Source organism: Bradyrhizobium sp. BRP19, assembly GCF_020194195.1.
GTDB classification, from domain to species: Bacteria; Pseudomonadota; Alphaproteobacteria; order Rhizobiales; family Xanthobacteraceae; genus Bradyrhizobium; species Bradyrhizobium yuanmingense.
The window spans coordinates 61,078-84,700 of record NZ_JADYVZ010000005.1 but is presented as its reverse complement, the minus strand read 5'-3'; the positions used below and the strand labels follow the sequence as shown (position 1 = coordinate 84,700).

At 65.0% G+C, this 23,623-nt stretch carries 29 protein-coding genes and 1 tRNA gene; 11 read left to right on the top strand and 19 right to left on the bottom strand.

Annotation, left to right across the window (positions count from 1 at the left end; all coding sequences use genetic code 11):
* Positions 1-88 precede the first annotated feature (88 nt).
* The 7 genes from I6F36_RS17890 to I6F36_RS17860 form a co-directional block, all read right to left on the bottom strand.
* Entirely contained in the window at positions 89-298 is a 210-nt protein-coding gene (locus I6F36_RS17890) for a hypothetical protein (RefSeq protein ID WP_225134300.1), read from the bottom strand.
* On the bottom strand, positions 295-471 hold the full coding sequence (locus tag I6F36_RS17885) for a hypothetical protein (protein ID WP_197424428.1): 177 nt from the start codon (positions 469-471) through the stop codon (positions 295-297). Before I6F36_RS17885 ends, I6F36_RS17890 begins: the two co-directional genes overlap by 4 nt.
* Before the next feature lie 369 nt (positions 472-840).
* A complete protein-coding gene (locus tag I6F36_RS17880) occupies positions 841-2,460 on the bottom strand; it encodes an ABC transporter ATP-binding protein (protein WP_225171883.1) in 1,620 nt (539 codons plus the stop codon).
* 2 nt (positions 2,461-2,462) lie between these two features.
* Positions 2,463-3,302, bottom strand: a complete 840-nt coding sequence (locus tag I6F36_RS17875) for an ABC transporter permease (RefSeq protein WP_035996700.1) — start codon at positions 3,300-3,302, stop codon at positions 2,463-2,465.
* Positions 3,299-4,270 (bottom strand): ABC transporter permease, encoded by a 972-nt coding sequence (locus I6F36_RS17870; protein ID WP_225171882.1) that lies wholly within the window; start codon positions 4,268-4,270, stop codon positions 3,299-3,301. Before I6F36_RS17870 ends, I6F36_RS17875 begins: the two co-directional genes overlap by 4 nt.
* A 229-nt stretch (positions 4,271-4,499) precedes the next feature.
* Entirely contained in the window at positions 4,500-6,050 is a 1,551-nt protein-coding gene (locus I6F36_RS17865; RefSeq protein WP_035996790.1) for an ABC transporter substrate-binding protein, read from the bottom strand.
* 301 nt (positions 6,051-6,351) lie between these two features.
* Positions 6,352-6,663 carry a hypothetical protein gene (locus I6F36_RS17860; protein WP_035996705.1) on the bottom strand — a complete coding sequence of 104 codons (312 nt, stop codon included), beginning with the start codon at positions 6,661-6,663 and terminating at the stop codon, positions 6,352-6,354.
* Between the two features lie 180 nt (positions 6,664-6,843).
* Here I6F36_RS17860 and irr point away from each other — a divergent pair, with 180 nt between their 5' ends.
* On the top strand, positions 6,844-7,329 hold the full coding sequence (irr, locus tag I6F36_RS17855) for a Fur family transcriptional regulator Irr (protein ID WP_035996708.1): 486 nt from the start codon (positions 6,844-6,846) through the stop codon (positions 7,327-7,329).
* A gap of 29 nt (positions 7,330-7,358) precedes the next feature.
* On the opposite strand, the gene I6F36_RS17850 is transcribed toward irr, so the two are convergent.
* Positions 7,359-8,906, bottom strand: coding sequence for a winged helix-turn-helix domain-containing tetratricopeptide repeat protein (locus I6F36_RS17850; protein WP_225171881.1), 1,548 nt, complete (start codon positions 8,904-8,906; stop codon positions 7,359-7,361).
* A 133-nt stretch (positions 8,907-9,039) separates the two neighbouring features.
* On the opposite strand from I6F36_RS17850, the gene mddA reads away from it, so the two are divergent.
* The gene (gene mddA / locus I6F36_RS17845; RefSeq protein ID WP_035996713.1) at positions 9,040-9,828 is read left to right on the top strand and encodes a methanethiol S-methyltransferase; all 789 of its coding nucleotides are present in this window, start codon (positions 9,040-9,042) and stop codon (positions 9,826-9,828) included.
* Positions 9,829-9,916: 88 nt separating this feature from the next.
* The gene (locus I6F36_RS17840; protein WP_225171880.1) at positions 9,917-10,339 is read left to right on the top strand and encodes a GFA family protein; all 423 of its coding nucleotides are present in this window, start codon (positions 9,917-9,919) and stop codon (positions 10,337-10,339) included.
* Between the two features lie 80 nt (positions 10,340-10,419).
* Here I6F36_RS17840 and I6F36_RS17835 read toward each other — a convergent pair whose 3' ends face one another.
* Positions 10,420-10,644, bottom strand: coding sequence for a hypothetical protein (locus I6F36_RS17835; RefSeq protein ID WP_036020653.1), 225 nt, complete (start codon positions 10,642-10,644; stop codon positions 10,420-10,422).
* A gap of 234 nt (positions 10,645-10,878) precedes the next feature.
* On the opposite strand from I6F36_RS17835, the gene I6F36_RS17830 reads away from it, so the two are divergent.
* Positions 10,879-11,163 (top strand): hypothetical protein, encoded by a 285-nt coding sequence (locus I6F36_RS17830; protein ID WP_225171879.1) that lies wholly within the window; start codon positions 10,879-10,881, stop codon positions 11,161-11,163.
* 135 nt (positions 11,164-11,298) lie between these two features.
* Here I6F36_RS17830 and I6F36_RS17825 read toward each other — a convergent pair whose 3' ends face one another.
* The 4 genes from I6F36_RS17825 to I6F36_RS17810 all read right to left on the bottom strand — a co-directional run bounded on the left by I6F36_RS17825 (position 11,299) and on the right by I6F36_RS17810 (position 15,304).
* Positions 11,299-13,233, bottom strand: a complete 1,935-nt coding sequence (locus tag I6F36_RS17825) for a sensor histidine kinase (RefSeq protein WP_035996724.1) — start codon at positions 13,231-13,233, stop codon at positions 11,299-11,301.
* On the bottom strand, positions 13,230-13,913 hold the full coding sequence (locus I6F36_RS17820) for a response regulator transcription factor (RefSeq protein WP_035996793.1): 684 nt from the start codon (positions 13,911-13,913) through the stop codon (positions 13,230-13,232). The genes I6F36_RS17825 and I6F36_RS17820 overlap by 4 nt, the downstream gene beginning before the upstream one ends.
* Positions 13,914-14,072: 159 nt before the next feature.
* A complete protein-coding gene (locus tag I6F36_RS17815; protein ID WP_036020661.1) occupies positions 14,073-14,300 on the bottom strand; it encodes a hypothetical protein in 228 nt (75 codons plus the stop codon).
* Between the two features lie 137 nt (positions 14,301-14,437).
* Positions 14,438-15,304, bottom strand: coding sequence for an alpha/beta fold hydrolase (locus I6F36_RS17810; protein WP_225128540.1), 867 nt, complete (start codon positions 15,302-15,304; stop codon positions 14,438-14,440).
* A 142-nt stretch (positions 15,305-15,446) separates the two neighbouring features.
* Between I6F36_RS17810 and I6F36_RS17805 the strand changes: the two genes are divergently transcribed.
* Both I6F36_RS17805 and I6F36_RS17800 read left to right on the top strand, forming a co-directional pair.
* Positions 15,447-15,824: a VOC family protein gene (locus I6F36_RS17805; RefSeq protein ID WP_225171878.1), complete on the top strand. Its 378-nt coding sequence runs from the start codon at positions 15,447-15,449 to the stop codon at positions 15,822-15,824.
* A 19-nt stretch (positions 15,825-15,843) separates the two neighbouring features.
* Complete coding sequence (locus I6F36_RS17800; protein ID WP_225171877.1) at positions 15,844-16,728, top strand: arginase family protein; 885 nt, start codon at positions 15,844-15,846, stop codon at positions 16,726-16,728.
* 96 nt (positions 16,729-16,824) lie between these two features.
* Here I6F36_RS17800 and I6F36_RS17795 read toward each other — a convergent pair.
* Positions 16,825-16,909 (bottom strand) — tRNA-Leu (locus tag I6F36_RS17795).
* Positions 16,910-17,064: 155 nt separating this feature from the next.
* On the opposite strand from I6F36_RS17795, the gene I6F36_RS17790 reads away from it, so the two are divergent.
* Positions 17,065-17,604: a disulfide bond formation protein B gene (locus I6F36_RS17790; protein WP_225171876.1), complete on the top strand. Its 540-nt coding sequence runs from the start codon at positions 17,065-17,067 to the stop codon at positions 17,602-17,604.
* 3 nt (positions 17,605-17,607) lie between these two features.
* Here I6F36_RS17790 and I6F36_RS17785 read toward each other — a convergent pair whose 3' ends face one another.
* Together I6F36_RS17785 and I6F36_RS17780 are read right to left on the bottom strand one after the other, a co-directional pair.
* A complete protein-coding gene (locus I6F36_RS17785; protein WP_225171875.1) occupies positions 17,608-18,693 on the bottom strand; it encodes an AbrB family transcriptional regulator in 1,086 nt (361 codons plus the stop codon).
* A 100-nt stretch (positions 18,694-18,793) separates the two neighbouring features.
* Positions 18,794-19,075 carry a PsiF family protein gene (locus tag I6F36_RS17780; RefSeq protein WP_035996742.1) on the bottom strand — a complete coding sequence of 94 codons (282 nt, stop codon included), beginning with the start codon at positions 19,073-19,075 and terminating at the stop codon, positions 18,794-18,796.
* Between the two features lie 201 nt (positions 19,076-19,276).
* On the opposite strand from I6F36_RS17780, the gene I6F36_RS17775 reads away from it, so the two are divergent.
* Positions 19,277-19,759: a hypothetical protein gene (locus I6F36_RS17775; RefSeq protein WP_035996745.1), complete on the top strand. Its 483-nt coding sequence runs from the start codon at positions 19,277-19,279 to the stop codon at positions 19,757-19,759.
* Positions 19,760-19,872: 113 nt separating this feature from the next.
* On the opposite strand, the gene I6F36_RS17770 is transcribed toward I6F36_RS17775, so the two are convergent.
* Positions 19,873-20,421 carry a TetR/AcrR family transcriptional regulator gene (locus I6F36_RS17770; protein ID WP_035996748.1) on the bottom strand — a complete coding sequence of 183 codons (549 nt, stop codon included), beginning with the start codon at positions 20,419-20,421 and terminating at the stop codon, positions 19,873-19,875.
* A gap of 107 nt (positions 20,422-20,528) precedes the next feature.
* Between I6F36_RS17770 and I6F36_RS17765 the strand changes: the two genes are divergently transcribed.
* The 3 genes from I6F36_RS17765 to I6F36_RS17755 all read left to right on the top strand — a co-directional run bounded on the left by I6F36_RS17765 (position 20,529) and on the right by I6F36_RS17755 (position 22,175).
* Positions 20,529-20,957, top strand: a complete 429-nt coding sequence (locus I6F36_RS17765) for a thioesterase family protein (protein WP_035996751.1) — start codon at positions 20,529-20,531, stop codon at positions 20,955-20,957.
* A gap of 3 nt (positions 20,958-20,960) precedes the next feature.
* On the top strand, positions 20,961-21,404 hold the full coding sequence (locus I6F36_RS17760; protein ID WP_036020678.1) for a PaaI family thioesterase: 444 nt from the start codon (positions 20,961-20,963) through the stop codon (positions 21,402-21,404).
* A gap of 111 nt (positions 21,405-21,515) precedes the next feature.
* On the top strand, positions 21,516-22,175 hold the full coding sequence (locus tag I6F36_RS17755; RefSeq protein WP_225142871.1) for a DsbA family protein: 660 nt from the start codon (positions 21,516-21,518) through the stop codon (positions 22,173-22,175).
* Between the two features lie 80 nt (positions 22,176-22,255).
* On the opposite strand, the gene I6F36_RS17750 is transcribed toward I6F36_RS17755, so the two are convergent.
* Both I6F36_RS17750 and I6F36_RS17745 read right to left on the bottom strand, forming a co-directional pair.
* Positions 22,256-22,462: a hypothetical protein gene (locus I6F36_RS17750; RefSeq protein ID WP_035996755.1), complete on the bottom strand. Its 207-nt coding sequence runs from the start codon at positions 22,460-22,462 to the stop codon at positions 22,256-22,258.
* Between the two features lie 81 nt (positions 22,463-22,543).
* Positions 22,544-23,614, bottom strand: a complete 1,071-nt coding sequence (locus tag I6F36_RS17745) for a phospholipase (protein WP_225171874.1) — start codon at positions 23,612-23,614, stop codon at positions 22,544-22,546.
* Positions 23,615-23,623 lie beyond the last annotated feature (9 nt).

Genomic DNA, 23,623 nt, shown 5'->3' with positions numbered 1-23,623 from the left:
TTCGAACAGGGAGGGTAGACCGGCAATGGACTGGCGTCACTCCGTGATTTGTGGGTCGCCTTGATTTGTCGGAGGAGAATCCGCCTCGCTAGATTCCCCGGCGCCCCTGGTCTCCGATCACGCAGCGCCAGGCCGCCAGGCGCTCGGCCGGATGCTGGTTCATCCATTCGGCAAGCTGCGGCGCGCCCATCAGGCAGGCCTGCACCGAAATTTGCGCAAAGTCCGACGTGGTGACGATCTGCTCGTGACAATTGGAGGGAGTGGTGAGGCTGCAAAGCACGGCGATGATCTTGATCACGATACGTTACCTCCGTCGCGGCCGATGAACGGGCGACCGATCGCCGGCTTTCCCTGGCCCTCGTCCGTCGGATCGACCGGCGGGAAGATGCTGTCGTAGATCGCCCGCGCTTCCTGGATGAGACGCGTTCGCTCGCGCTCGGACTTCGAGACAAATCGAATAACTTCGCCCATGTTGGCTCCGAATAACAGTGTGAGTCCGTCATGAGATGACGTCGATCATTCAAACGTCATCTATGGTCATGCCCTTAAGCTTTGAAGCGGCCGGTCCGGTCACGACCGGATAAAAAGCGCGTGACCAGGCTGCGCAGTTCCCAGCATCCCGGTGCGTCTTGCTTGCTGGGTTGTTGAGCTGCCCATCACACCACGTTCGTTGTACGGCGCCAGCCGCGACGAGCGACTATGGCGTCAAGTCACCCCTTGCCGACATGAGCAAGGATGATCTCACGAAAGCAAATGCCGCTGAATCGAATATGTTTCGCCTCGCTCGGCGTGCAAGTTTTTGGAACCATCACGGAAATCAATGAACGAGGACGAGCCGCCTCAGGCCGCCGGCGCGTGCTCCTTCCGTCCGGGCACGGCTGCGAGCAATTCGCGCGTATAGGCGTGCTCGGGCGCGGCGAACAGTTGCGCCGTCGGCTTCAGCTCGACGATGGCGCCGCGCTGCATCACCGCGATACGGTCGCAGATCTGGGCCGCGACGCGCAGATCGTGGGTGATGAACAGCATCGACAGGCCGAGGCGCGCCTTGAGATCTTCCAGCAACTTCAACACCTGCGCCTGCACCGAGACATCGAGCGCGGAGACGGCCTCGTCCGCGACGATGATCTCCGGATCGAGCGCGAGCGCGCGGGCAATGCCGATACGCTGGCGCTGGCCGCCGGAGAATTCATGCGGATAGCGCTCGAGCGCGCCGGCATCCAGCCCGACCATCCTGAGGAGATCGCGGGCGCGGTCGAACGCCACCTTCGGATCGGTCCCGGCTGCGATCGGCCCGTCGGCGATGATGTGGCCGATCTTGCGGCGCGGATTGAGCGAGGCGAACGGATCCTGGAAGATCATCTGGATGCGATGGCGCTCGCCGCGCAGCGCCTTGCCGGAAAGCGAGGTCAGGTCGGTCTCGCCGATCCGCACCGTGCCGCGGTCGGCTTCGATCAGTCGCATCACCAGGCGCGCTACCGACGACTTGCCCGAGCCGGATTCACCGACGAGGCCGAGCGTCTCGCCCTTGAGGATGTTGAAGTTGACCGCGCGCGCCGCATCGACGCGGCGGGCCTGGCGGAACCAGCCGCCCGACGTGACGTAGGTCTTGTCCAGCCCGATCACCTCGACGGCCTTGGCCCGATCGTCCAATGGCTCTCGCGGCGGCGGATCCATCGAGGGCACGGCGGCAAGCAATGCCTTGGTGTAGTCGTGCTGCGGCTCGTTGAAGATGGCCGCGGCCGGACCTTCCTCCACGACCTTGCCGTGGCGGAGCACCACGACCTGGTCGGCGATGTCGGCGACCACGCCGAAATCATGGGTGATGAACATCACCGCCATGTTGCGGCTCCGCTGGAGGTTGCGGATCAGCTTCAGGATCTGGGCCTGCGTGGTGACGTCGAGCGCGGTGGTCGGCTCGTCCGCGACCAGCACCGCGGGCTCGAGCGCGAGCGCCATCGCGATCATGGCGCGCTGGCGTTGGCCGCCGGAGAGCTGGTGCGGATAGGCGCGCACGATACGCTCAGGGTCGGGCAGGCCGACTTCGCTTGCCAGCGCCAGCGCCTTGGCCCGCCGCTCCTTCGGCGTGAGCAGGCCGTGCGCCTCGAACATCTCCGCCATCTGGTCGCCGATCCGCATCAACGGATTGAGCGCGGTCATCGGCTCCTGGAAGATCATCGCCAGCCGACGGCCGCGCAGATCGCGCCAGCCGTCGTCAGCGAGCTTGAGCAGGTCCCGGCCCTCGAACTGGATTTCACCGGAGGTGACCGAGACCGTATCCGGCAAGAGGCCCATCAGCGCATGCGCGCACATCGACTTGCCGGAGCCGGACTCGCCGACGACGCAGACGATCTTGCCGGGCTGCAGATCGAGCGAGACACCGTCGACCGCGAAGGGGCGCTCGGCGCCCTTGGGCAGCGCGATCCGCAAGTTCCTGATGGAGACGGCGGGCGAGGCGGTCATCGTCAGCGGCCCTCCCGCGACAGGCGCGGATTGAGCGCATCGTTGAGGCCTTCGCCGATCAGGTTCAGCCCGAGCACCGAGATCAGGATGGCGATGCCGGGAAACACGGTGATCCACCAGGCCTGCCGGATCACGGTGCGGCCGGCGCCGACCATGTAGCCCCAGGAGATCAGATTGGGATCGCCGAGGCCGAGGAAGGACAGCGAGGATTCAAGCAGGATCGCGGTGGCTACCATCAACGAGGCCAGCACGATCACGGGCGACAACGCGTTGGGCAGGATCTCGCGCAGGATGATCCAGCTGTTGCTCTGGCCGGTGACGACGGCGGCCTGGACATATTCGCGCGTGCGCAGCGACAGCACCTCGCCGCGCACGAGGCGAGCGACCGGCGGCCAGCTCACCACCGCGATCGAGGCGACGATCGAATAGATCGAGGGCTGCAGGATGGCGACCAGCACGATCGCGAGCGCGAAGCTCGGAATGGTCTGGAAGAACTCGGTGAAGCGCATCAGGGCGTCGTCGACCTTGCCGCCGAAATAACCGGCCATGGCCCCGATCGGCACGCCCACGATCAGCGCCGCCAGCGTGGAGACGAGACCGACCAGAAGCGAGACGCGGGCGCCGAAGATCATGCCGGCGAAGATGTCGCGGCCGAGCGCGTCGGTGCCGAGCGGCACGGCCCCGAGCGTGAACGGCGGCAGGAACGGCCGCTGCACCATGCGCCAGGGCGAGTTCGGGAACAACATCGGTCCGAACACCGCGACAGAGATTGCAACCAGGAGGATGACGAGCCCGATGACGCCGCTCGGGCTCTTCAGCATCGATTTCCAGAACTGTTTCATGCGGCGTATTCGATCCGCGGATCGACCAGGCGATAGACGAGGTCGGTGATGAGGTTGAAGGTGAGGACCATGGCGGAGCAGATCACGAACACGCCGAGCAGCAGATTGTAGTCCCGCTGCAGCAGCGCGTCGTACATCAGCCGCCCGATGCCGGGCCAGGCGAACACGGTCTCGGTGATGACGGCGCCGCCGATCAGCGTGCCGGAATGCACGCCGGCGAGCGTCACCACCGGCAGCAGCGCGTTGCGAAGCACGTGGCGGCGCTGGATCGCGGCGTCGGAGAGCCCCTTGGCGCGCGCCGTCTTGACGAAGTCGAGGCGTTTCACCTCCAGCATCGAGGCGCGCGTCATGCGGGTGTAGGTCGCCATGAAGAACAGTCCCAGCGTCATCGCCGGCATGATCAGGTGCTTTGCGACGTCGAACGCGTGGGCAAGGCCGGTGAGATTGGCGCCGACCGTCTCGTAACCGAAGCTCGGCAGCCAATCCATCGTGACCGAGAACAGGAGGATGCCCATCAGCGCCACCCAGAAGATCGGCATGGCGTAGAAGATCAGAGCGAACACGGTGATGGCGGTGTCGAGGAAGGTTCCGGCAAAGCGCGCGGCGAAGGTGCCGAACAGGATGCCGAGCGTGAGCGAGATCGCGAAGGCGGTCAGCGTCAACAACAGCGTCGCCGGCAGCCGCTCGCCGATCAGTTTTGCGACCGGAGCCTGCTGGCGGAAGGAAAAGCCGAGGTCGAGGCTGACGACGCCCTTGACGTAGATGAAGAGCTGCTCGGGCAGCGGCTTGTCGAGCCCGAACTTCTCCCGGAGCTGCTTGACGAAGACCTGATCGCTGGCCCCGGCCTCGCCCGCCATCACGATCGCGGGATCGCCGGGCGCCAGGCGGATCAGGAAGAAATTGAGAACGACGATCGCGAGCAGGACGATCACGCCCTTCAGGACGCGCTGAGCAACGAAGGAGAGCATCTAGTGAGTCATATTGGTGATGTGACCTGGCGCCACGGAGACGGAGTGACTCCCTCGCCCCGCTCTTGTCCGCCGAAGCCTCGGCGAAGGCGGATGCGGGGAGAGGGTTGGGGTGAGGGGGACTTCCCGCGAGCGTATCAGCAGTTGGACTCGTGGAGACTCCCCCTCACCCGAATGTGCGCTATGCGCACATTCGACCTCTCCCCGCAGGGGAGAGAGGTAAGAGGCTTCACTTGTCGAGCCATGCGTCCTTGAAGCCGTCATTGACCCCGATCCCCGTGGTGATCAGGTTCTTGACCTTGCAGCGCATGATGGTCGGAAATTGCAGCTCGAGCATCCAGGCAACCGGCACGTCCTCGACCAGGATCTTCTGCGCCTTCTCGTAGATCTCCTTGCGCTTGGAATCCGGCGTTGCAACCGCGCCCTCGGCGAACAGCTTGTCGATATCCGGGTTGGAGTAACCCTCGACGTTGTTGAACATCTGGCCCTTGGCGATGTTGCTGGAGATGTAGTTGCGTCCCACTCCGAGCGCGGGGTCGCCGTACTGGTAGAGATAGGTAAAGGCGATGTCGTAATCCCACTCGGCGATCTTCTGGTTGCCGCCGGCGACGTCGGTGGCGATCGTCTCGATGGTCATGCCAACATCCTGGAGGTTCTGCTTGACGGCTTCGCCCCAGCGCTGCCAGGTCTCGCCATAGGCGAGCGGCAGCAGGCGGATCTTTTCGCCCTTGTAGCCGGCTTCCTTCAGCAGTGCCTTGGCCTTGGCCGGATCGTAGGGGTATTTCTTCACGTCATCGGTATAGAACTTGATGGTCGAGGCCGACGGGCCGGTGGCGACCTTGCCGAGCCCGTTCCAGATCACGTCCTTGGCGAAGTCGCGGTCGACCGCATACATGATCGCCTGCCGCACCCGCTTGTCGGCGAGCGGACCCTGGCGGTTGTTCAGCCACAGCCAGGCCAGCGGCGAGAAGAATTCCCAGCCGGCGCCGGTGACGCAGGTGTCCTTCAGCTTGGACAGCCGCGGCACGTCGAAATTCTCGACCGAGCCGCCGGGCAGCACGTCGACCTTGCCGGTCTCGTAAGCCACCGAGCGCGCGGCGGCGTCCGGGATGATCTGCCAGTAGATCTCGTCGAGATGGGGCTTGCCCTTCTCGTGGTAGTTCGGATTCTTGACCAGGCGGATGAACGAGCCCTTCTGCCATTCCTTGAACATGAATGGGCCGGTGCCGATGGGTGCGTTGTTGTAGGGGTTGGTCTTCCAGTCGGTGCCTGCATAGAGATGCTTCGGCACCATCGGCATCGAGCCGACCTCGAAGATGCCGAGGAACGGGCCGAACGGCTGCTTCAGCGTGAAGACCACCGTATGATCGTCCGGCGTCTCGACCTTGTCGACCTGCGCCAAATTGGTGCGGGCGCGCGCATGGGTCTGCTTCAGCATCTCGATCGAGAACAGCACGTCGGCGGCGGTGAAGGGCTTGCCGTCGTGCCAGGTCACGCCCTTCTTCAGCTTGAAGATGTAGGTCTTGGCGTCCTCGCTGACGCTCCAGCTCTCGGCGAGCTCCGGCAGGGGATCGAGCTTGGGGCTGTAGCGCAAGAGGCCTTCGAAGATGTTGCCCGAGACCATCTGGGTCGGGCCGTTCTGGACCTGCGCAAGCATCAGGCCGGGCGGCTCGGGCTGAATCACGGCATTGATCACACCCCCCGTCTTCGGCTCTTGCGCCAGCGCAGGGGCCGCAAGGCCGCAAGCCAGGAGGAGACCAAGCAACACTCGTTTTGGCATGTCGTAATCTTTCTCAAGCGAGACCAGCCGGAAACGCTTCGCACGCGCCCTCGCGCGCAAAGCGACGGTCGGTCCATCCCAGTCCCCATCCGCCATCGAGGCTCACACAGTCCCGTTCGGCGCGGCAAGATGAAAGTCGCGACAGTGCTCGCACAAAAAATGTACAGCTCGTCCTGTTTCTCCGCCTGTGCGACGGCACGGCAGATCGGCCAGCTCCGAGGGATCAGGCGGCCTTCAGAAGTGAAGAGAGCATGCAGGGGCAGTGCACAAGTCCGCGCCTGCGACCAAAAGCATCAGCCCCTCATTTTGCGCCGAGCGCCCGCCGCAATTCGTCGAGCGCCTCTGCAAGCTGCTCGCGGTGCGCGATGTCGTCCTTGGGCAGCGCGGCGACGCTGCCGGCGAGCTCCCGCAGGATGCCGGCCAGCAGGCCGAAGTTGACGTGCAGATGCACCGATTTGCGTTCATCGGCCGCACCAGGATGTTGCAGCACCAGCGCAATGCCGCTGCCGTCGAGCTTCGCCTCGAAGCGGGACGAATGCTCGAAGGTGCCGACATAGAATTTGTCGGGATATTCGAGTGCGACCTCTGCCTTGTCGGGAACCGGCTTGGACATGCGAACCTCATCTATGCCCGCGCATTCTGGCCGGGAATGAGCCGGCCCGCCTTGCGCCAGGTCAGAGGCGGTCGACGCCAAATTTGATCCGGATCAAAGCCGGCCCGCCGCTTTTGCGATCGAATGGCAAGTAGCGGGAGGCGGCTGCGCATCCCGTTTGCTTGAGCCGTGAGACGATGGATGGACATTCAGGCCACGACTATCCCTGCGGATGACGACGGCGGACCCGATATCGCCGGTCTTGAGCCGTCGCCGGATGCGGGCGTGCAGCACTGCCTGCAATTGCTCGGCAATGCCGGCTTGCGCCCGACACGCCAGCGCGTGGCGCTGGGCCGACTGCTGTTCCTGGGCGGCCATCGTCACGTCACCGCAGAAAGTCTCTACGCAGAAGCGATGGCTGCGAACGCATACCTGTCGCTCGCCACCGTCTACAACACGCTGAACCAGTTCACCGAAGCGGGCCTCCTGCGCCGGATCGCGGCCGACGGCATCAAGTCGTTCTTCGACACCGACACGTCCCTGCATCCGCATTTCTATCTCGAAGGCGAGGACGTGCTGGTCGACGTGGCCGAGGGCCTCGCCTTCACCAAGATGCCCGAGGCGCTTCCCGGCCACGAGATCGCGCGGCTCGATGTCGTCGTCCATTTACGCCGGAAGCGAACCTAGCGCTTGCGCTGCAGGGAGGCTAAGACGCCTCACTGCAACCCGGCGCGGCGGAATCCCTCCAGATAGTGTTCGCGATCTCGCTCATTGGCCCACGGTAGCTGCGTCGCGATCCAGTGTAGCGAGATGCCCGGCTGGGTGCGGCGGAGCTCTCCGAGTGCCATTTCCGCAAGCGTGCCATCGCCGGTCATGCCGGCGGAGACGGCGAGCACGCGGTATGCGCCGGTAAGATCGCCGCGGTGGCGGATCGCCTCGCGCGCCAGCGCGATGGCCTCGCCATAGTGCCGTTCGGTGAAGCGCGCATAGGCGGCGATACCGTGATAGATCGCCAATGACGGATCGCGCGGCGACAGCCGGATCGCCTTTTGCGCGGCCTCGAACGAGTCGTTCGAGCGTCCGGCATAGGACAGTGCCAGCGCGTAATAGCCCTGCGCCAGTGAGAAGTTCGGATTGAGCGCGAGCGCCTGCTCGAACTCGGACAGCGCGTCTGGGAGCCTGCGGGTCGAGAAGCAGACGCTGCCGAGCGCGGCATGTGCCCAGGCGTCCTCATGGTCGCAGCGCACCGCTTTGAGCGCGGCGGCTTCCGCGGACGGCGCAACCGCGGCCAGCTCGGTCCAGCCGAGATGCACGCCGAACATGTCGTTCACGGCCAGCACCGACAACGCCTGGCCGTAATCCGGATCGATCGCGATCGCGCGCGCGAGCAGCGCCTTCGCGGCCGCATGGTCCTGCCGGGTCACGCGCCAATAATGCGACAGCGCGCGCATCAACAGGTCCCAGGCGTCGAGGCTCGCCGGCGGCTTACGACGGCTGCGGAAATTCTCGGCGGCGTGGATCTGCGGCTCGATCGCGGCGGCGATCGCGTTGGTGATCTCGTCCTGCACGGCGAAGACGTCGACGAGCTCGCGGTCATAGCGCTCGGCCCAGAGATGACCGCCCGACACGGCGTCGTTGAGCTGCGCGGTGATGCGCACCCGGTTGTCCGTCTTGCGCACGCTGCCTTCGACGATGTAGCGGACGCCGAGCTCCTCGGCGATCTGCCTGATATGGACCGCGCGTCCCTTGTAGGTGAAGGAGGAGTTACGGGCGATCACCATGAACCAGCGCTGCTTCGACAGCGCGGTGAGGATGTCCTCGCTGATCCCGTCGCCGAAATAGTCCTGCTCGGGATCCCCGCTCTTGTTCTCGAAGGCGAGCACCGCGACCGCCGGGCGGTCCGCCATGCGCGGGGGAGCGAGCCTGGCTTCGGTCCGCGCGGGCGATGCCGCCACCTCTTCCCGGACCTCGCCGACGAACCGAAAGCCCTTGCGCGGAATGGTCTTGATCAGGCGCTGGCTCGCGCCGTCGTCGCCGAGCGCCTTGCGCGCGGCGTTGATCCGGCTGTTGAGGGCGGAATCCGAGACGATGCGGTCGTTCCAGACCTGGCTGATCAGGTCATCCTTACTGACCACACGCGCCCGTTGCGTGACCAGATAAAGCAAGAGATCGAACACTTGCGGCTGCAACGGAACGGTTTCCCCGTCGCAAGTGAGCTCCCGAAGGTCACCGTCCAGCACGTTGTTTTCAAAGCGAAATCGCACGTTCTCGTCGTCTCAAGCAAAAATCAAAGTCGTCTCAGGCGAAAATCAATCGTCCGCGAAAGCCGCGGGACGTCCGATCCGGCATGGTGCGAAGACCAAACCGTGTCGATGCCTCGGCACAACGGAGTGTTTCATGACCCAAATTGATCATCAGGTTCATTCTCTCGGCCCGGAGGTTACGGGCTCTCGTATTTTCAGGTTCATCGCCTTTCTGTACGGAATTGCGGCATATCTCGTGTTTTTCGTCACCATTCTCTACGCGATCGGCTTCGTCATGGGGGTGATGGTGCCCAAGACCATCGATACCGGTGCCGAAGCGCCCGTCGTTCGCGCGGTCGTCATCAATCTGCTGCTGATGTCGCTGTTCGCGGTTCAACATAGCGTGATGGCGCGCCAACAATTCAAGGCATGGTGGACGCAGTTCGTCCCCAAGCCGGTCGAGCGCTCGACCTACGTGTTGTTCGCGAGCCTGTCATTGCTGCTCCTGTTCTGGCAGTGGCGTCCGCTACCCGCGGTCATATGGGAAGTCGAGAACCCCGATCTTGCCGTGACACTGGTCACGTTGTCCTTCGCTGGCTGGGTGCTGGTGTTCACCTCGACTTTCATCATCAACCATTTCGAACTGTTCGGACTGCATCAGGTGACGAATCATCTCGTCGGCAAGGAGATGCAGCCGCCGCGTTTCAAGACGCCGCTGCTCTACAAGTTCGTCCGCCATCCGATCTATCTCGGTTTCATCATCGCGTTCTGGGCGGCGCCGGTCATGACCGCGGGTCATCTGCTGTTCGCGGCCGTGACCACGCTCTACATCTTCGTCGGCATCGCGCTTGAGGAGAGCGATCTCGTCGATCTCTTCGGCGACGAGTACCGGCAGTACAAGCAACGCGTCTCCATGCTTATTCCCTGGCGCCGGTCAGTATAGTCTAGGCCAAGCCCCGCGCATCCAATCGAAACAGCGCGCGGGGCGCCGACGCGCGATAGCGATCCATCGGAAAAAGGGAGACGTCCAAATGAAATATGTCGGAAACTGCTTCTGCGGCGCGGTCACGGTCGAGGTCACGGGCGCGCCGGAGGCGATGGGCTATTGCCATTGCCGCTCCTGCCGCTCGTGGTCGGGCGGCCCGGTCAACGCCTTCAGCCTGTGGAAGCCGGAAGCCGTGCGCATCACCGAAGGCGCTCAGAATGTCGAGACCTTCGTCAAGACGCCGCTCAGCCAGCGCAAATATTGCAGGAAGTGCGGTGGCCATCTCATGACCAACCATCCGCCGCTCGGTCTGGTCGACGTTTTCGCCGCCACCATCCCCACCCTCGCGTTCACGCCCGGCGTCCACGTCAACTATGCCGAGACCGTGCTGCCGATGCGCGATGGCCTGCCCAAGCTGAAGGATTTTCCCGCCGAGTTCGGCGGAAGCGGCGAAATGATGCAGGAATAGCGGCGCGCCTTTGGCATTTTTTCGAGAGGGCGGCAGAGCGCCGCCCTCTCTGGCTTCTTCCAAGAGAGAAGGATGAAGGACTAGCCTCCGCGCGATTCGACCACCTTGCGGCAGGAATCGGACAGCTTCGACTTGTTCTCGCGCAGGCAGGCGTTCATCTGCGGCGGCTTGCCGATATGCTCGGCGCAGAATTTGCTGGCGTCGCCGCGGCAGGCCATTTGCTCCTGCACAGATGGACCGGACTGTGCGGCAGCAGGCAGGGCGGCAGCTGCGAGCAGCAGCGCGGCAAGAACCGAAATCTTCATAGAGCACCTCTTTGGAATTCTCGTTGGTCCCGACCGGGATCAATCGGGCCGGACCATTCCGCAAAGGCCGGGCGCCGGTCCATGCCATGTTCATGGCAGCGGCCAGTCCTCCCGCCCGCGGTACCCCCATCTTCATGGCATGTATCCGCGCGCCGACTTTTGTCATTCAGGCTGCACCTCGGCTGCGAGACCCGGTGATTGCGTCGGGACGCCGAACGGAACCAGGAGAGCAAGATGTCGAAGAGAGCTGGAGCGCTGGGCGCAGGGCTGACGGTCATGGCGCTGGCGGGCGCGGCGACGGTGTCGCTGGGCACGAGCCCGGCGCAGGCCGTGGTCTATTGCAAGACCGTTGGCGTGCCCAAGGGCTGCGTGGTGCGGCCGACTGGCGCCGTGGTGGTGGGAGCGCCGGTCGCGCGGGGTGCCGTCGCGACCCCCGGTGTCGGCGCGCCCGGTGTCGGTGTGCGTGCCGGCACGCCGATGAATCGCGGCGGCCCGGTCAATCGCGTCGGCGTGCGCTGATATTTCCGCTTCATTGAATTGATGCATCGCTTCGGGCCAAGGGGCCTGCGGACGAACCCCCCGTCCTCCGCAGGCAATTTTACCCGGCCCGTCCCCTCTCTCCGTGCGCCCCACACGTTCGGGGAGGGGGCCCTTTCAGCCCGCGGCCATGTCGCTGTCGGGAAAACGTTGCGGCAATTTCAGCCGCACGCGCGTGCCGGAGGAATCAGACGTCAGGTCGAGCACCGCGCCGCAGCGCGCGGCGCGGCTTTTCATGTTGCGCAGGCCGCGCGCGGTCTGGCCGGCCCCCGCGGCCTCGCCATTGCCGGCCAGCGCAAAGCCGCCTCCGTCGTCAGTCACGCTGATCACGCCGTACGGCCCCTGGCCCGCGTCGAACGTATCGATGGTTACCGCGATGCGGCGGGCCTGCGCGTGCTTGACCGCATTGGTCACGGCTTCGTCGAGGATGCGCACGATCTGGACGACGTGCCATGGCCTGAGCTCGGGATGCAGCGGCAGGCCCTGCGGCGTCGCCACGCGCCAGTCGAGCGTGATGTCGTGCGGCCGCAACTGGGCCGTGGCGCGCTCGCGCCAGGAGCCGAGCGCCAGCATCAGGTCGCCGCCGATGTCGTCCATGGAATCGATCACGAGACGGAGATCCTTCAGCGCCGCGCGGGCGGCGTCCGTGATGCTCGCGCTCGCGCTGCCGCGCTCGGACAGCGCGACGATGCTTACGAGCTGGCCGCCAAGGCCGTCGTGCAGGTCTCGCATCAGGCGCGTGCGCTCGTTGGCGAGCGCCGCCGCGCGGGCGCGCTCCTCCTCGCGGGCAAAGCTCGCCTTCAGCCGCTCCTCGGCCTCCCGCACCCGCGTCACCAACTGGCCGGCAAAGCTGTCGACCTGGTTCAAGGCGCGGGCAAAGCGCCAGGTCAGCCCGGCGCCGATCGCGACCAGCATCGCCGAATAGGACAGGCGCGAGACGAAGATGCGATCGTTGCTCACGATGTCGAGCACTGTGAGCATGTCCTGGACCCAGCAGACCAACACGATGGTCACCGCGCAGCCGATCGTGAAGCTCGCCGCGTCCTGCCGCCGCACCACCGCGGTTGCGGTGACGCAGGCCATCAGGAACAGGCAGAGCCCGACGGTGGGAATGCCGAGCACCAGGAACAGGATGCGCGGCAGCGGCGGGCCCCCGATCAGCCCGACCACGAACACGAGGACGCCGGGCACGAACAGCAGCGTGCCGTAGCGCGGCCAGCGCCAGCCGAAGAACAGCACGCCGAACACGACGATCAGCGCGCTCTCGATCGGTGCAGAGGCCAGCAGCACCGCGGCCAGGTGCGATACCGTGGCCGGCGGCACCGGCGGCGGCGCGAATGCCTGCACCACGCCGAGCACCATCGCCGTCGCCAGTACGCCATAGACCGGCTCGTGACGCCGCATCAGCCACATGATCGCGAGGATGACGGCAAGGATCGCCTGCCAGGCGGAAAACACCACAGGCAGCGTGACGAACAGCAGCGTGCGTGTCTCATAGGCCGGGCGCAAGGCGGCATCCGGCCCGACATAGACGGTGTCGAGGAAGCCCTTGAGCGGGCCCCATACGAACAGCCGCACCGTGATCTCGTTTCCGCCCTCGCGCAGCAGCGACGCGGGGATGGCTGCGATCTGCGGCGTGTTGCGGTCGGGCCGGTTGGCGTTGGTGTCGCGTCGGGAGTCGAGCACGACGACGCCGTTGACGGCGACCTCCACCGCGTTGCTGAAGCGCGGCAGGAACACCGACCAGCCCGAGGCCGCATCGCCGCTCCGGAATGTGAAGGTGCCGGCGTAGATCGGCGGGTCGGCCAGCGAATAGCGCGACGAGGTGAAATGCGGCAGCGTCACCGGGCGCGTCAGACCGTCCTCCCGCGCCGAGAAATCGTCCACCGCGTAGTCGTCGGGATCGCTCGGCTGCAGCAACCGAATCCCCAGGATCGTGACGATCACGATCAGCGCCTGAAGCAGCAGATAGGGCACGAGGCGCGAGGCGATTAGCCGGCGCCGCGGGCGTGTCGGTGCCTTCGTAGGTGCTTTGGCCGCGATCTCGCTCACAGCTTGATCAGGCCCTGCTGCACCGCCTCGAACACCGCCTCGCTGCGCGTATGCACCTCGAGCTTGCGATAGATGTTCTTGATATGCCCAGGCACGGTCTGCTTGGACAGGCCGAGATGGCTCGCGATCTCGGCATAGCTGAAGCCTTTGGCGATGCCCCACAGGATGTCGATCTCGCGCGGGGTGAGCCTTGCCGTGTTGAGCGCGGGGCCGGGCGGCGGCTCCGCCGAATTCTGCGCGGCACCTTGCGTCCTGCGCACGATGAAGCGGGCGATCGAGGCCGAGATCGGCGAATGTCCCGCGACCAGATCGCGCACAGTGGTGGCGATGTCGGTGGGGAAGGCGTCCTTGAGCAGGTAGCCGGTGGCGCCGACCGTGATCGCGGAGATAACGCTCTCCTCGTCGCCGAGCGCGGAAATCACCATGATCTCGGTGTCGGGGAAGCGCTGCCGCATCTCGCGGATCAGCTCGACGCCGTGGCCGTCGGGCAGTCGCAGGTCGGTCAGCAGCACGCGCGGCGCGCCGGCGGCGAGGGCTTGCCGCGCCTCTGCGAGCGTCCCTGCGCTGCGCACCTCGTAACCGGCCTTGACCAGCGCATCCTGGAGCCGCCAGCAGGTCGGCGCATCGTCCTCGACGAGGAGGATGGTGATGGCTTCACCCGTCTCGCCTTGTTCGGTCATGATCATGGTCCCGCGATCCGCGTGTCCCCCGCGGCGCGAGGCAAGTCTAACCGTAGCCCGAAGGCCGTGACACCCATAATCATGGGGGCGGGAAAGTCACGGGACTGCCATGTGCCGACCCAACGTTGCCGCGCGACGGAGTGCCGCCGCCAATCCAGCTTACGAAAGATCAACCCGCGGCGGCGGATATCGCCGCGCCAGGACCGATAGCGACAGCGGCCGTTCGTCTTCCGGCAGCTCCAGATAGGCCAGCACGAGCGGCCGCTTCCAATCGCCGACGCCGAAATCCATCGCCGTCCATTTCTGCGGCTCGGGCCCTTCGAGCCCCCGGACCCAGACGAAATAGCGGGGAAGGTCGTCCGTGTCCGTCGTGCGTCTCCTGGCCATCGAAGCGGTCCGCTGCGTCAAGATCGTTGCCGCACGATATAGGGAATATCTGGGGGAAGTCGAACGCCCCGGGACGATCGGGGAAGCTTGCCGCCCGCGCCGGTGCCGGTTGGCGACAAAAGCGCTGTCGTTGCCCGTTAAGGTTCGATCCGTTCGAGAAATGATCGCGTCAGCGCGACAACCTCATCGAGGTTGGTTTCGAGCAGCCAATGGCCGCCATCCAGGAGATGCAGTTCGGCATCCGGCAGGTCGCGGAGATAGGCCCGCCCTGACTCCTCAGGCATGTAATGGTCCTGCGGCCCCCACAGGATCAATGTTGGCGGCTTGTGCTGCTGAAGATATCGGCGGTGCTCGGGAAACCATTGGCGGTTCGCCTTGAGGCCAAACAGAACGTCTGCGGCGGCGTCTTTCCGCCGCTCGGTCATCAGCGACCAGTGCAATCGCCAAAGGTCCGGCGCGATCAGTCCAGCCATGTCCGCACGCACATCATTCAGGAACTCGTCCCGGAAATTCTCTTCAGTGATAGCTTCCCTCATCGCCGCACGCATCTCCTGATCGGGCAGTGACCAGGACTTCTCGATGTCAGCGTATGCCGGGCCAAGCGCATCTTCGTAAGGTATGTCGCCGTTTTGAATGATCTGGGCCACCACCCTCTCAGGCCGCATGATCGCCAGCCTCGCTCCGATCGGTGAGCCAAAATCATGAAGGTAGATCACGAAGCGTTCGATCTTCAGCTGCTTCACGAACTGGTCGAGCCACGCGGCATAGCCGTCGAAGCTGTAGTCGAAGTCATCAGGTGTCCCGCTATAGCCGAACCCGGGATAGTCGGGAGCAATCAGCCGCCAATTATCGGCCAGTCGCGGCATCAGATTGCGGAATTCGTAGGATGAACAGGGATAGCCGTGCGGCAGCAGAACGACGGGCGCGCGTTCAGGACCGGCTTCTCGGTAGAAGGTATCCACGGATCCGATCCGGACCCTGCAATGTCTGACGCGTGTGTCCATGTCTTGCTTCCTTTGTAGATAAAGCAACTTCGGGGGCGGGGTTCCCGGCATCTGCTTCGTGGTGGGTAGAACCGCAGGCGGCTCTGCGGAACAACGACCGGAAGCTCACCGTTACGAAGCAACACCGGAACGGGAGGTCGTTGTGATCCATCATGTCTCCGTCGGTACGAATGATGTTCAGCGTGCGAAGCGCTTCTACGATGCGGTCTTGCCGGTCGTCGGGATCACGCCGATGGCCGAGGACGAGGGTGGACTGGGCTACGGAAGCGGGACGTTTCACTTCAGCGTTCAAGTTCCGATCGATGGAAAACCCGCGACCGTGGGTAACGGCAGTCATATCGCCTTTGCCGTCGAGAACCGCGCGATGGTCGATCGCTTCTACGCAGCAGCATTAGGGCATGGTGGCAGCGACGCTGGCGCTCCCGGGCTGCGGCCGAGTTACGACCTCAACTATTATGGGGCGTTTGTCCGCGATCCAGACGGTCACAAGATCGAGGCCGTGACCTACTCGGCACAATAGTCGCGAGCGGGAAGGCGCCATGCCGACCATGCCCTATGCAATTATCGAAGCTCCTTCGACGCTCGGCCTTGCGACCGACGGCGTGGAGCGCTTGCCCGAACAGCTGCTGAAGCTTGGACTTGCGGAGCGCATCGGCGCACGCCGCGCCGGGCGGCTGGTGGTGCCTTCGAAAGATCCGGCGCCGGATCCCGAGACCGGCATCTTGAACGCCGGCGCAATAGCGGCGTGGTCGCCCCAGCTCGCCGACGCGGTGGAAGCGGTGCTTGTCGCGGGCGAGTTTCCGCTTGTGCTGGGCGGCGATTGCACGATCTTGCTGGGCTCGATGCTCGCGCTTCGACGGCGCGGCCGCTACGGCCTGTTGTTCATCGACGGCCACGCCGATTTCTTCCAGCCCGAGGCGGAGCCCAATGGTGAGGGCGCCTCGATGGACCTTGCCCTCGTTTCCGGCTACGGCCCGTCCCTCCTGGCCGACATCGAAGGTCGCGGTCCTTTGGTCCGCCCTGAGGACATTGTGGCGTTTGGATATCGCGATCACCAGGATCAGGCGGAATATGGAAGCCAGCCGCTTCCCGAAGAGCTCAAGGTGCTTGATCTTCCTGCTGTGCGGGCGCGGGGCATCGAGGCCGCTGCACGCGAAGCCGTCGATTACCTCACGCGAGCCGAGCTGGACGGCTTCTTCATCCATCTCGACGCCGATTGTCTCGACGATGCCATCATGCCGGCTGTCGATTTTCGCGTGCCGGGTGGGTTGTCGTGGGACGAGCTATCGACCGTGCTCCGGGTTGGCTTGGCGAGTGGCAAGGCGGTCGGCCTGGAGATCACCATTTACAATCCGGGCCTGGATGAAGACGGCAGCGTCGGGCGTGGCCTGGCCGATGTGCTCGCAGCAACGCGCGGGTCGTAGCTCGAGTTTGCTGAACCAGTTCGACTTCGCCAAGAGGCTTCGCCGGACACGCTTCGCCCTTCGAGCCCCGCCACGCGAAGCCCGAAGGGCGAAGCGTGGTGCCCCTGGCCGGAATCGAACCAGCACTCCTTGCGGAACTCGATTTTGAGTCGAGCGCGTCTACCAGTTCCGCCACAGGGGCCCTCGGTCGGCCCCATAGGCGGCGTCGCGAAGCCGGCGGACTATAGCCATGGACGGGACGGGGTCAACCCGCGCCAAAGTGATCCCGGCCGTTCTCGACAGCCGCATGGGCCGGGGCTAGAGGCTTAGGGCGCGCGAGATACGAAAGAGGCTGCCGTGACCACCCAGAGTGCCGCCATACCTGCGTTCAAGCCGGGCGCCACGAGCCCCGCGCTGACCGCCGCGGCCTTGGTCACGCTGATCGGCGCAGCCACGATTGCGGGCGCCTGGTTCTTCCAACTCGTCCTGGAGATCCTGCCCTGCCCATTGTGCCTGGAGCAGCGCTACGCCTATTACCTTGCGATACCGCTCGGTGTGCTGACGGCGCTGGCGGCGCGAAGCGGCGCGCCGCGGCCGCTGCTGCTGGCTGGGCTGGCGATCCTCACCCTGGCCACGCTCGCCAATGCCGGCCTCGGCGCCTACCATTCCGGGGTCGAATGGGGGTTCTGGAAGGGGCCGAGCGATTGCTCCGGTCCGGTCGTCAACCTCGGCAGCGCCGCCGATCTCTTGTCGAAGCTCGACACCGTGAAGGTGGTGCGCTGCGACGAGGTGCAATGGCGCTTCCTCGGCCTCTCGCTCGCCGGCTACAACGTGCTGATCTCGCTCGTGATGGCCGCGATCGCCGCGTGGGGATTCGTGCGGACCGCGAAGCGCTAAAGCTCAATCATCCACGTCGTCCTGCGTGCGCCCGAACAGGTGCACGATGCCCGGCGTTGCGATCGTCACGAAGACGAAACGCGACAGGTGGTGGGCGCCGACGAAGATCGGGTCGATGTGCAGCGTCAAGGCCAGCGCCAGCATCGCGTCCATCGCGCCCGGCGCGAAGGCGACGACGACGTCGGAGAATTTCACCGGGGTGGTCAGCGCCACGATGCCAACGAAGATGGCGGAGACGGCGATGGCCACCGCAAACGAGCCCAGCGCAGCGCGGAGGTGGCCGGCGAGCGTCTTGATCCGCATCCGCGCGAAACGGCTGCCGATCAGTGCGCCGATCCCGATCAGCGCAACGCCACGCACCCAGTCCGGCAGGCCGCCCTCGACCCATCCGGCACCATGCAGCACGCTGGAGGCGATCATCGCGCCGAACATCCAGCTCGCGGGAAACCTGATCAGCCGCAACACGAGCGCCGCGGCCAGCGACGCGGCGGCCAGCTCGAGCAGGTCGAGCGGCGAGGCGATGGTCGTTGTCAGCGACTGTGCAGCGGAGGGCGTGACGCCTGCAATCGCCAGCACCATCGGCAGCGCGGCGGTCAGGATCATGACGCGCATGGTCTGCACCACCGCAATGCCCGGCAGGTCGGCGCCGCGCTCGACCGCCAGGATCGTGATCTGCGACAGCGCGCCGGGACTGCCGGCCAGGAAAGCGGAGGTGCGGTCCCAGCCATGCATGCGCTGGAGGTAATAGCTCGACCCGAACGTGGAGCAGAACGTGGCGAGCGCAAGCAGGCCGATGGTGACGGGGTAGGCGCTGACCTGCTGAAGCAAATGGCGCGAGACGACCGAGCCCAGCGAGATGCCGAGCAGCACCAGCACGGTCTGGGTCAAAAACGGCGGCAAGGTCAGCTGGCGGCCGGCGATCGCGGCGATCCCGACCGCGATCATCGAGCCGGAGATCAGCCCGCCGGGAAGGCCGGCGAGCAGAAACACAAGGCCGCCGGCGGTGCCGATGACGAGCGTCTCCACCGTGCTCAGGATCGTGGCACGGCTCGGCCATTCGAACGACAGGGAGGCGGTGATGTGCTTCACGCCACCTTATCGCAAATCAGCGCGAGGCGCACAATTGCAGGCTCGTCATGCCGCAATGCGCGAGGCCTTCCGCGGAGGCTCGGAAGGAATCGTGACGGGGTTATTTCTTGTCGGCTGCGGGAGCGGCGGCTGCGCTGCCGGCCTTCGCCTCCTTTTTGCATTCGCGACGGAATTTCTTGCGCTCCTTCCCCTTCAATCCCTTGGCGTCTGCCTGCCTGGAGCATTCCAGCGATTCCGCCGATCGCTCCTTCGTTGCCCTCTTGTCGTCAACAGTGGCGGCAGTGTCGGTCTTGGCGGCCGGCGCGGCGGTCTGCGCGAAAGCGGTGCCGGTGACGAGCAGGGAGGCGAGAGCAACGGCGGCGAGGCGGGACGTGAAGGTCATGTGGTGCACTCTGCTTGCGAGAATTGCGAAGGGCTGGAACGTTGGCTCGCGTTGCTGAACGCGACATGAATGAAGTCGAGCGGCAGGATCACTATATTTTGCCGGCGCAACCCATCGCATCCTTGTCGCAAGCGGCCGGCACGCTAGGATAGCAATCCTCAATTCACTTCCGTCGGGGAAGATCAAGCAGGAGACCCAGGGATGACCATTCAGACGAAATTGTTGTATGCGATCGCAGCGTCCGGTGTCGCGGCATTGCTGACGAGCGCGCCGGCACAGGCACTGACAGCGCAGGAGTGCAGCGCGAAGTACCAGGCCGCCAAGAAGGACGGCTCGCTCGGCACCATGAAGTGGAATGACTTCCGCAAGGCCCAATGCGGTGCCGATGCGACGCCCGCCGCTGCGCCGACAGCGGCTGCGCCCACAGCTCCCGCGGAGCCGAAGCAGGCCAAGAAGGAAGAGGCACCCGCCGCCGCGCCGGCCCTGCCGGCCGGTCCTGCGGTCTACCCAAACGCGGTCGATCCGAAATATGCCAAGGAGACGCCCGGCAAGGCGCGCCTGCACACCTGCGTCGACCAGTACAATGCCAACAAGTCCACCAACGGCAACGGCGGCTTGAAATGGATTCAGAAAGGCGGCGGCTATTACAGCGAATGCACCAAGAAGCTGAAGGGCGCCGCCTGAGCTTCGCATTGCTGCGAAGGCCGGAGCGACGCTCCGGCCGATTCGCCTGAAGTGTCGCGCATGATCTTGTCAGAACACCTGCGCTCACCCGGCCCTTGGGGTCCGGATCATGCTCAGTCGAGCAGCTTCTCGGCAGATTTCGCCACGAGCTGCGACCGCTTGCGCGGACCGCTCTCGACGAACAACAGGCTCTGGCCGAAGATGAAGCAGTAGAACAGAAAGGCCTGCGCGTCGGCCTCCTCGGCCGCAAGGCCGGTTGCGCGATAGAGGTCGCCGACGTGCCTGAGCCGCGCCGCGTCGACGCTCGCCACCGCCGCCGCGGCGTTGTCCTCCGATCGGGCCCATTGCCGGATCGCGAGCTCGATCGCCATCCCTTCTGGATTGAGCCGCTCGGAATAAAGCTGGATCACCGCCTTCAGTCGCTCGCGGGGCGCTTGTCCGTCGAGGCTCGTCTGCTGCGCGATCGCGGCGATGCGGCCCTTGCGCCAGGCTTCGAGCATGGCCTCGAGCAGTGCGGCGCGGTCGGCGAAGCGCCGGTAGAAGCCGCCCTTGGTGACGCCGAGATTCTTGGCGAGCACCTCGACCCGCACGCCCTCCACCCCCGCGCGGGCGAGCTCGGCAAACCCAGCCTCGACCCAGACGTCGCCCTTGCCGTCGCTCATGAAGAAAGCCTCACCCGGTCTTGATACGGTGCCGTATTGCTAACGTGACACGGGTTTGATACGCTACCGTATCAACGAGCAAGGACGAAATTGCGGGAGGAAATGCGATGGAGCAGGAGGCGACCTATCGCGGCACGGTCTATCCGTGGCAATGCGACCATGTCGGGCACATGAACATCATGTGGTATGTCGGCAAGTTCGACGAGGCCAATTGGAATCTGTTCGCTCGTCTCGGCCTGACGCCGAGCTATTTGCGCATCTCCGGCCGCGGCATGGCCGCGGTACAGCAGAACATCGCCTACAAGCGCGAGCTGCTCGCCGGCGACATCGTCGAGATCCGCAGCCATCTGCTCGAGATCAGGGACAAGTCGATCCGCTTCCGGCACGACATGACGAATGCGGAGACCGGCGAGCTCGCGGCGACGTGCGAGATCACCGGCGTGCACATGGACCGTCAGCTCCGCAAGTCCGCCCCGTTCGCCGATTGCATTCGCGAAGCTGCCTTGAAGCATCTTGCCGAACCAGCCGAGGTGTGAGCCATGACTGCCTTCGAGCCGAAAAACCCGGGCTATCGCGCGGCGGCCATCGCGATGTTCGATGCCCAACCGGCCATGCGCACGCTCGGTATCGTGATCGTCCGGCTCGCGCCGGGCGAGGTCGAGCTGGCGATGCTGCATGCGCCGGCCCTCACGCAGCAGAACGGTTTCATCCATGCCGGCATCATCACGGCCGGGCTCGACAACGCCTGCGGCGTTGCGGCCTTCAGCTTGATGCCAGCGGAGGCCGGTATCCTCACGGTCGAATTCAAGACCACGCTGCTCGCGCCCGCCCGCGGCGAGCGTTTCGTCTTTAAGGCCGAAGTGGTCAAGCCCGGCCGCACGCTGACCTTCTGCGAGGCAAAGGCCTACGCCGAGCATGACGGCAAGACCACGCTGATCGCCATGATGAGCGGGACCTTGATGGCGATGCTGCCGGCGGCTTAGTCGAGCCGGACGCGATTCGCGTGGCAATCGCGCCCGCGGCATTCTATATGACCCGTAACAATGACCGGTGCGCGGGCGTATATCCGCAAGACGGGACCGGAACGGGACGATATGACAGGATTTGGGAATAATGGCCTTGGGCCGAGCCGGCGCGCAGCCTTGACGCTGATCGGAGCGGGCGCTCTCGCCGTGGGTGGGATCGTTTCGGCGCGCGCCGCCACCGGCGATGACGAGGTGCTGACCGAAGCCAAGGTGCTGCGCGATCCCGACACGCCGGTCGCAGGCAATCCCGACGGCAACATCACCATCGTCGAATGGTCCGACTACAATTGTCCCTATTGCCGCAAGCTCGAGCCCGAGCTGCGCCAGGTGGTCCAGGACGACGGCAAGGTGCGGCTGGTCATGAAGGACTGGCCGATCCTCGGGCCGGTTTCGGTCACCGCGGCGCGGAGCGCGCTGGCGGCCAAGTTCCAGGGCAAGTATCACCAGGCCCATGACGCCCTGATCGGCGTCAGCTCGCGCCTGACCGAGCCGCGCATCAACGAGCTGCTCGCGGCTGCCGGGGTCGACATGGACCGCTTGAAGCGCGATCTCACCGGCCACGCCAAGGACATCGACGCCATCCTCAAGCGCAACAACGAGCAGGCTGAAGCTTTCGGCTTCCAGGGCACCCCGTCCTTCATCGTCGGCAAGTATCGCGTGCCCGGCGCGCTCAGCATGACCGAGTTCGAGCAGGTCATCGCCGACGCCCGCAAGGCCAAGATGAACTGAGCCGGCGATATTTCAGGACGCAATACAAAGGCGCCGTCGCGGGTCTGCGACGGCGCCTCGTTCATGTCGATCGGACGAAATTACTTCGACGAGATCCGGACCCAGTCCTTGTGCGCGCGATCGCGCAGCGCATCCCAATCGGCCTTGGCGACGTCCCAGTTCACGATCGTTCGGTTGGTGGTCGCGATGTCGCCTTTGGCGACTGACGACGTCTGCATGGAATCATAGACGTAGACGCCGCCCGCAAGCAGCAACGCGCCCAGAATCATTCCGAAAAAAGTCTGCATGGCGAACCTCCGGTGACGGGCGATAACGTCGGCCCGGAGTGATGGTTCCGCGACTATGCGGCGCATCCAAGGAGAGGTTGTTCATTTTCCATTCAGCCACTCCATCAGCTCCGAATTGATCTCGCGCGGATAGGTGTGGCTGAGGTCGTCGATCTCGCGATAGGTAACTTGGGCACCGGCGGCGGACAGCGCCGCCTGCGTCTGCCGTGCGGTCTGCACCGGAAACATCCAGTCGAGCTTGCCGTGAGTGATGAAGACCGGCAAGCCTTGCAGGCGCGTTGCGTCGGCCATCTCCGCCATCAGCGGATGGAAGGTCGCCGCAACCGGGGCGAGATGCGTGAAGGGCGAGGCGCCGTCGAGGCCGGTGACGTAGCAGAAGGTGCCGCCGTCGCTCATGCCGGTCAGCAGCATGTGCGAGGGGTCGATGCGCCAGCGGCCGCGCACCTCCTCGAGAATGCGCATGAGGTTCGGCGTGTCGGTGTCCTCGCCCATCAGCGCCCAAGTCGGGCCGGTCGCGGTCGGCGCCACCAGGATCGACCCGAGAGTGCGGGCGTCGCGGAGCCAGCTCCACAGAAAGCCGCGTCCGTTGCCGCTGCCGCCATGCAGCGCCATCACCAGCGGCATGGCACGCTCGGGCGCATAATATTCGGGGACATAGACCGAGAAGCCGCCGCGGCTGCCAGGCTCGTTGTGGTCGTGGAAGATGCCGGTATCTTCGCCCGCGCTGGCTTGGAGCCGCGACAACAAATCCGCATTGTCGCGATTGGCGGCGTTGAGGAAGAAGCCGCTCACCGGCGGAAATTGCGCTGCCAGCGGATAGAGCGCCTCCTGCGCGCGCGGGACATGGCGCAGCGCGCGGAACACCGCGACGAGATCGCCATGGCCACGCTCGACCTCACGAATGCCGGCAAAGGCAGCGAGCGTCTCGCCGCAGGCGCGATCGAGCCGGTCGCGCAAGCCTCCGAACTGCTCCGGCCATTCCCCGATTGCGCCGTGCGCCGTCTGCAGCGCCTCGTCCGGCGTGCCGATCGCATCCATCACCGAGGCGAAGGCCGGTGGATGCAGATGCCGCTGGAAGAAGCCGAGCGCTTCCAGCGCATTGAGCAGCGGCGGCAGCACGGCCACGATGTCGTCCACCACGGCCTCGGTCATCGCCTGCTT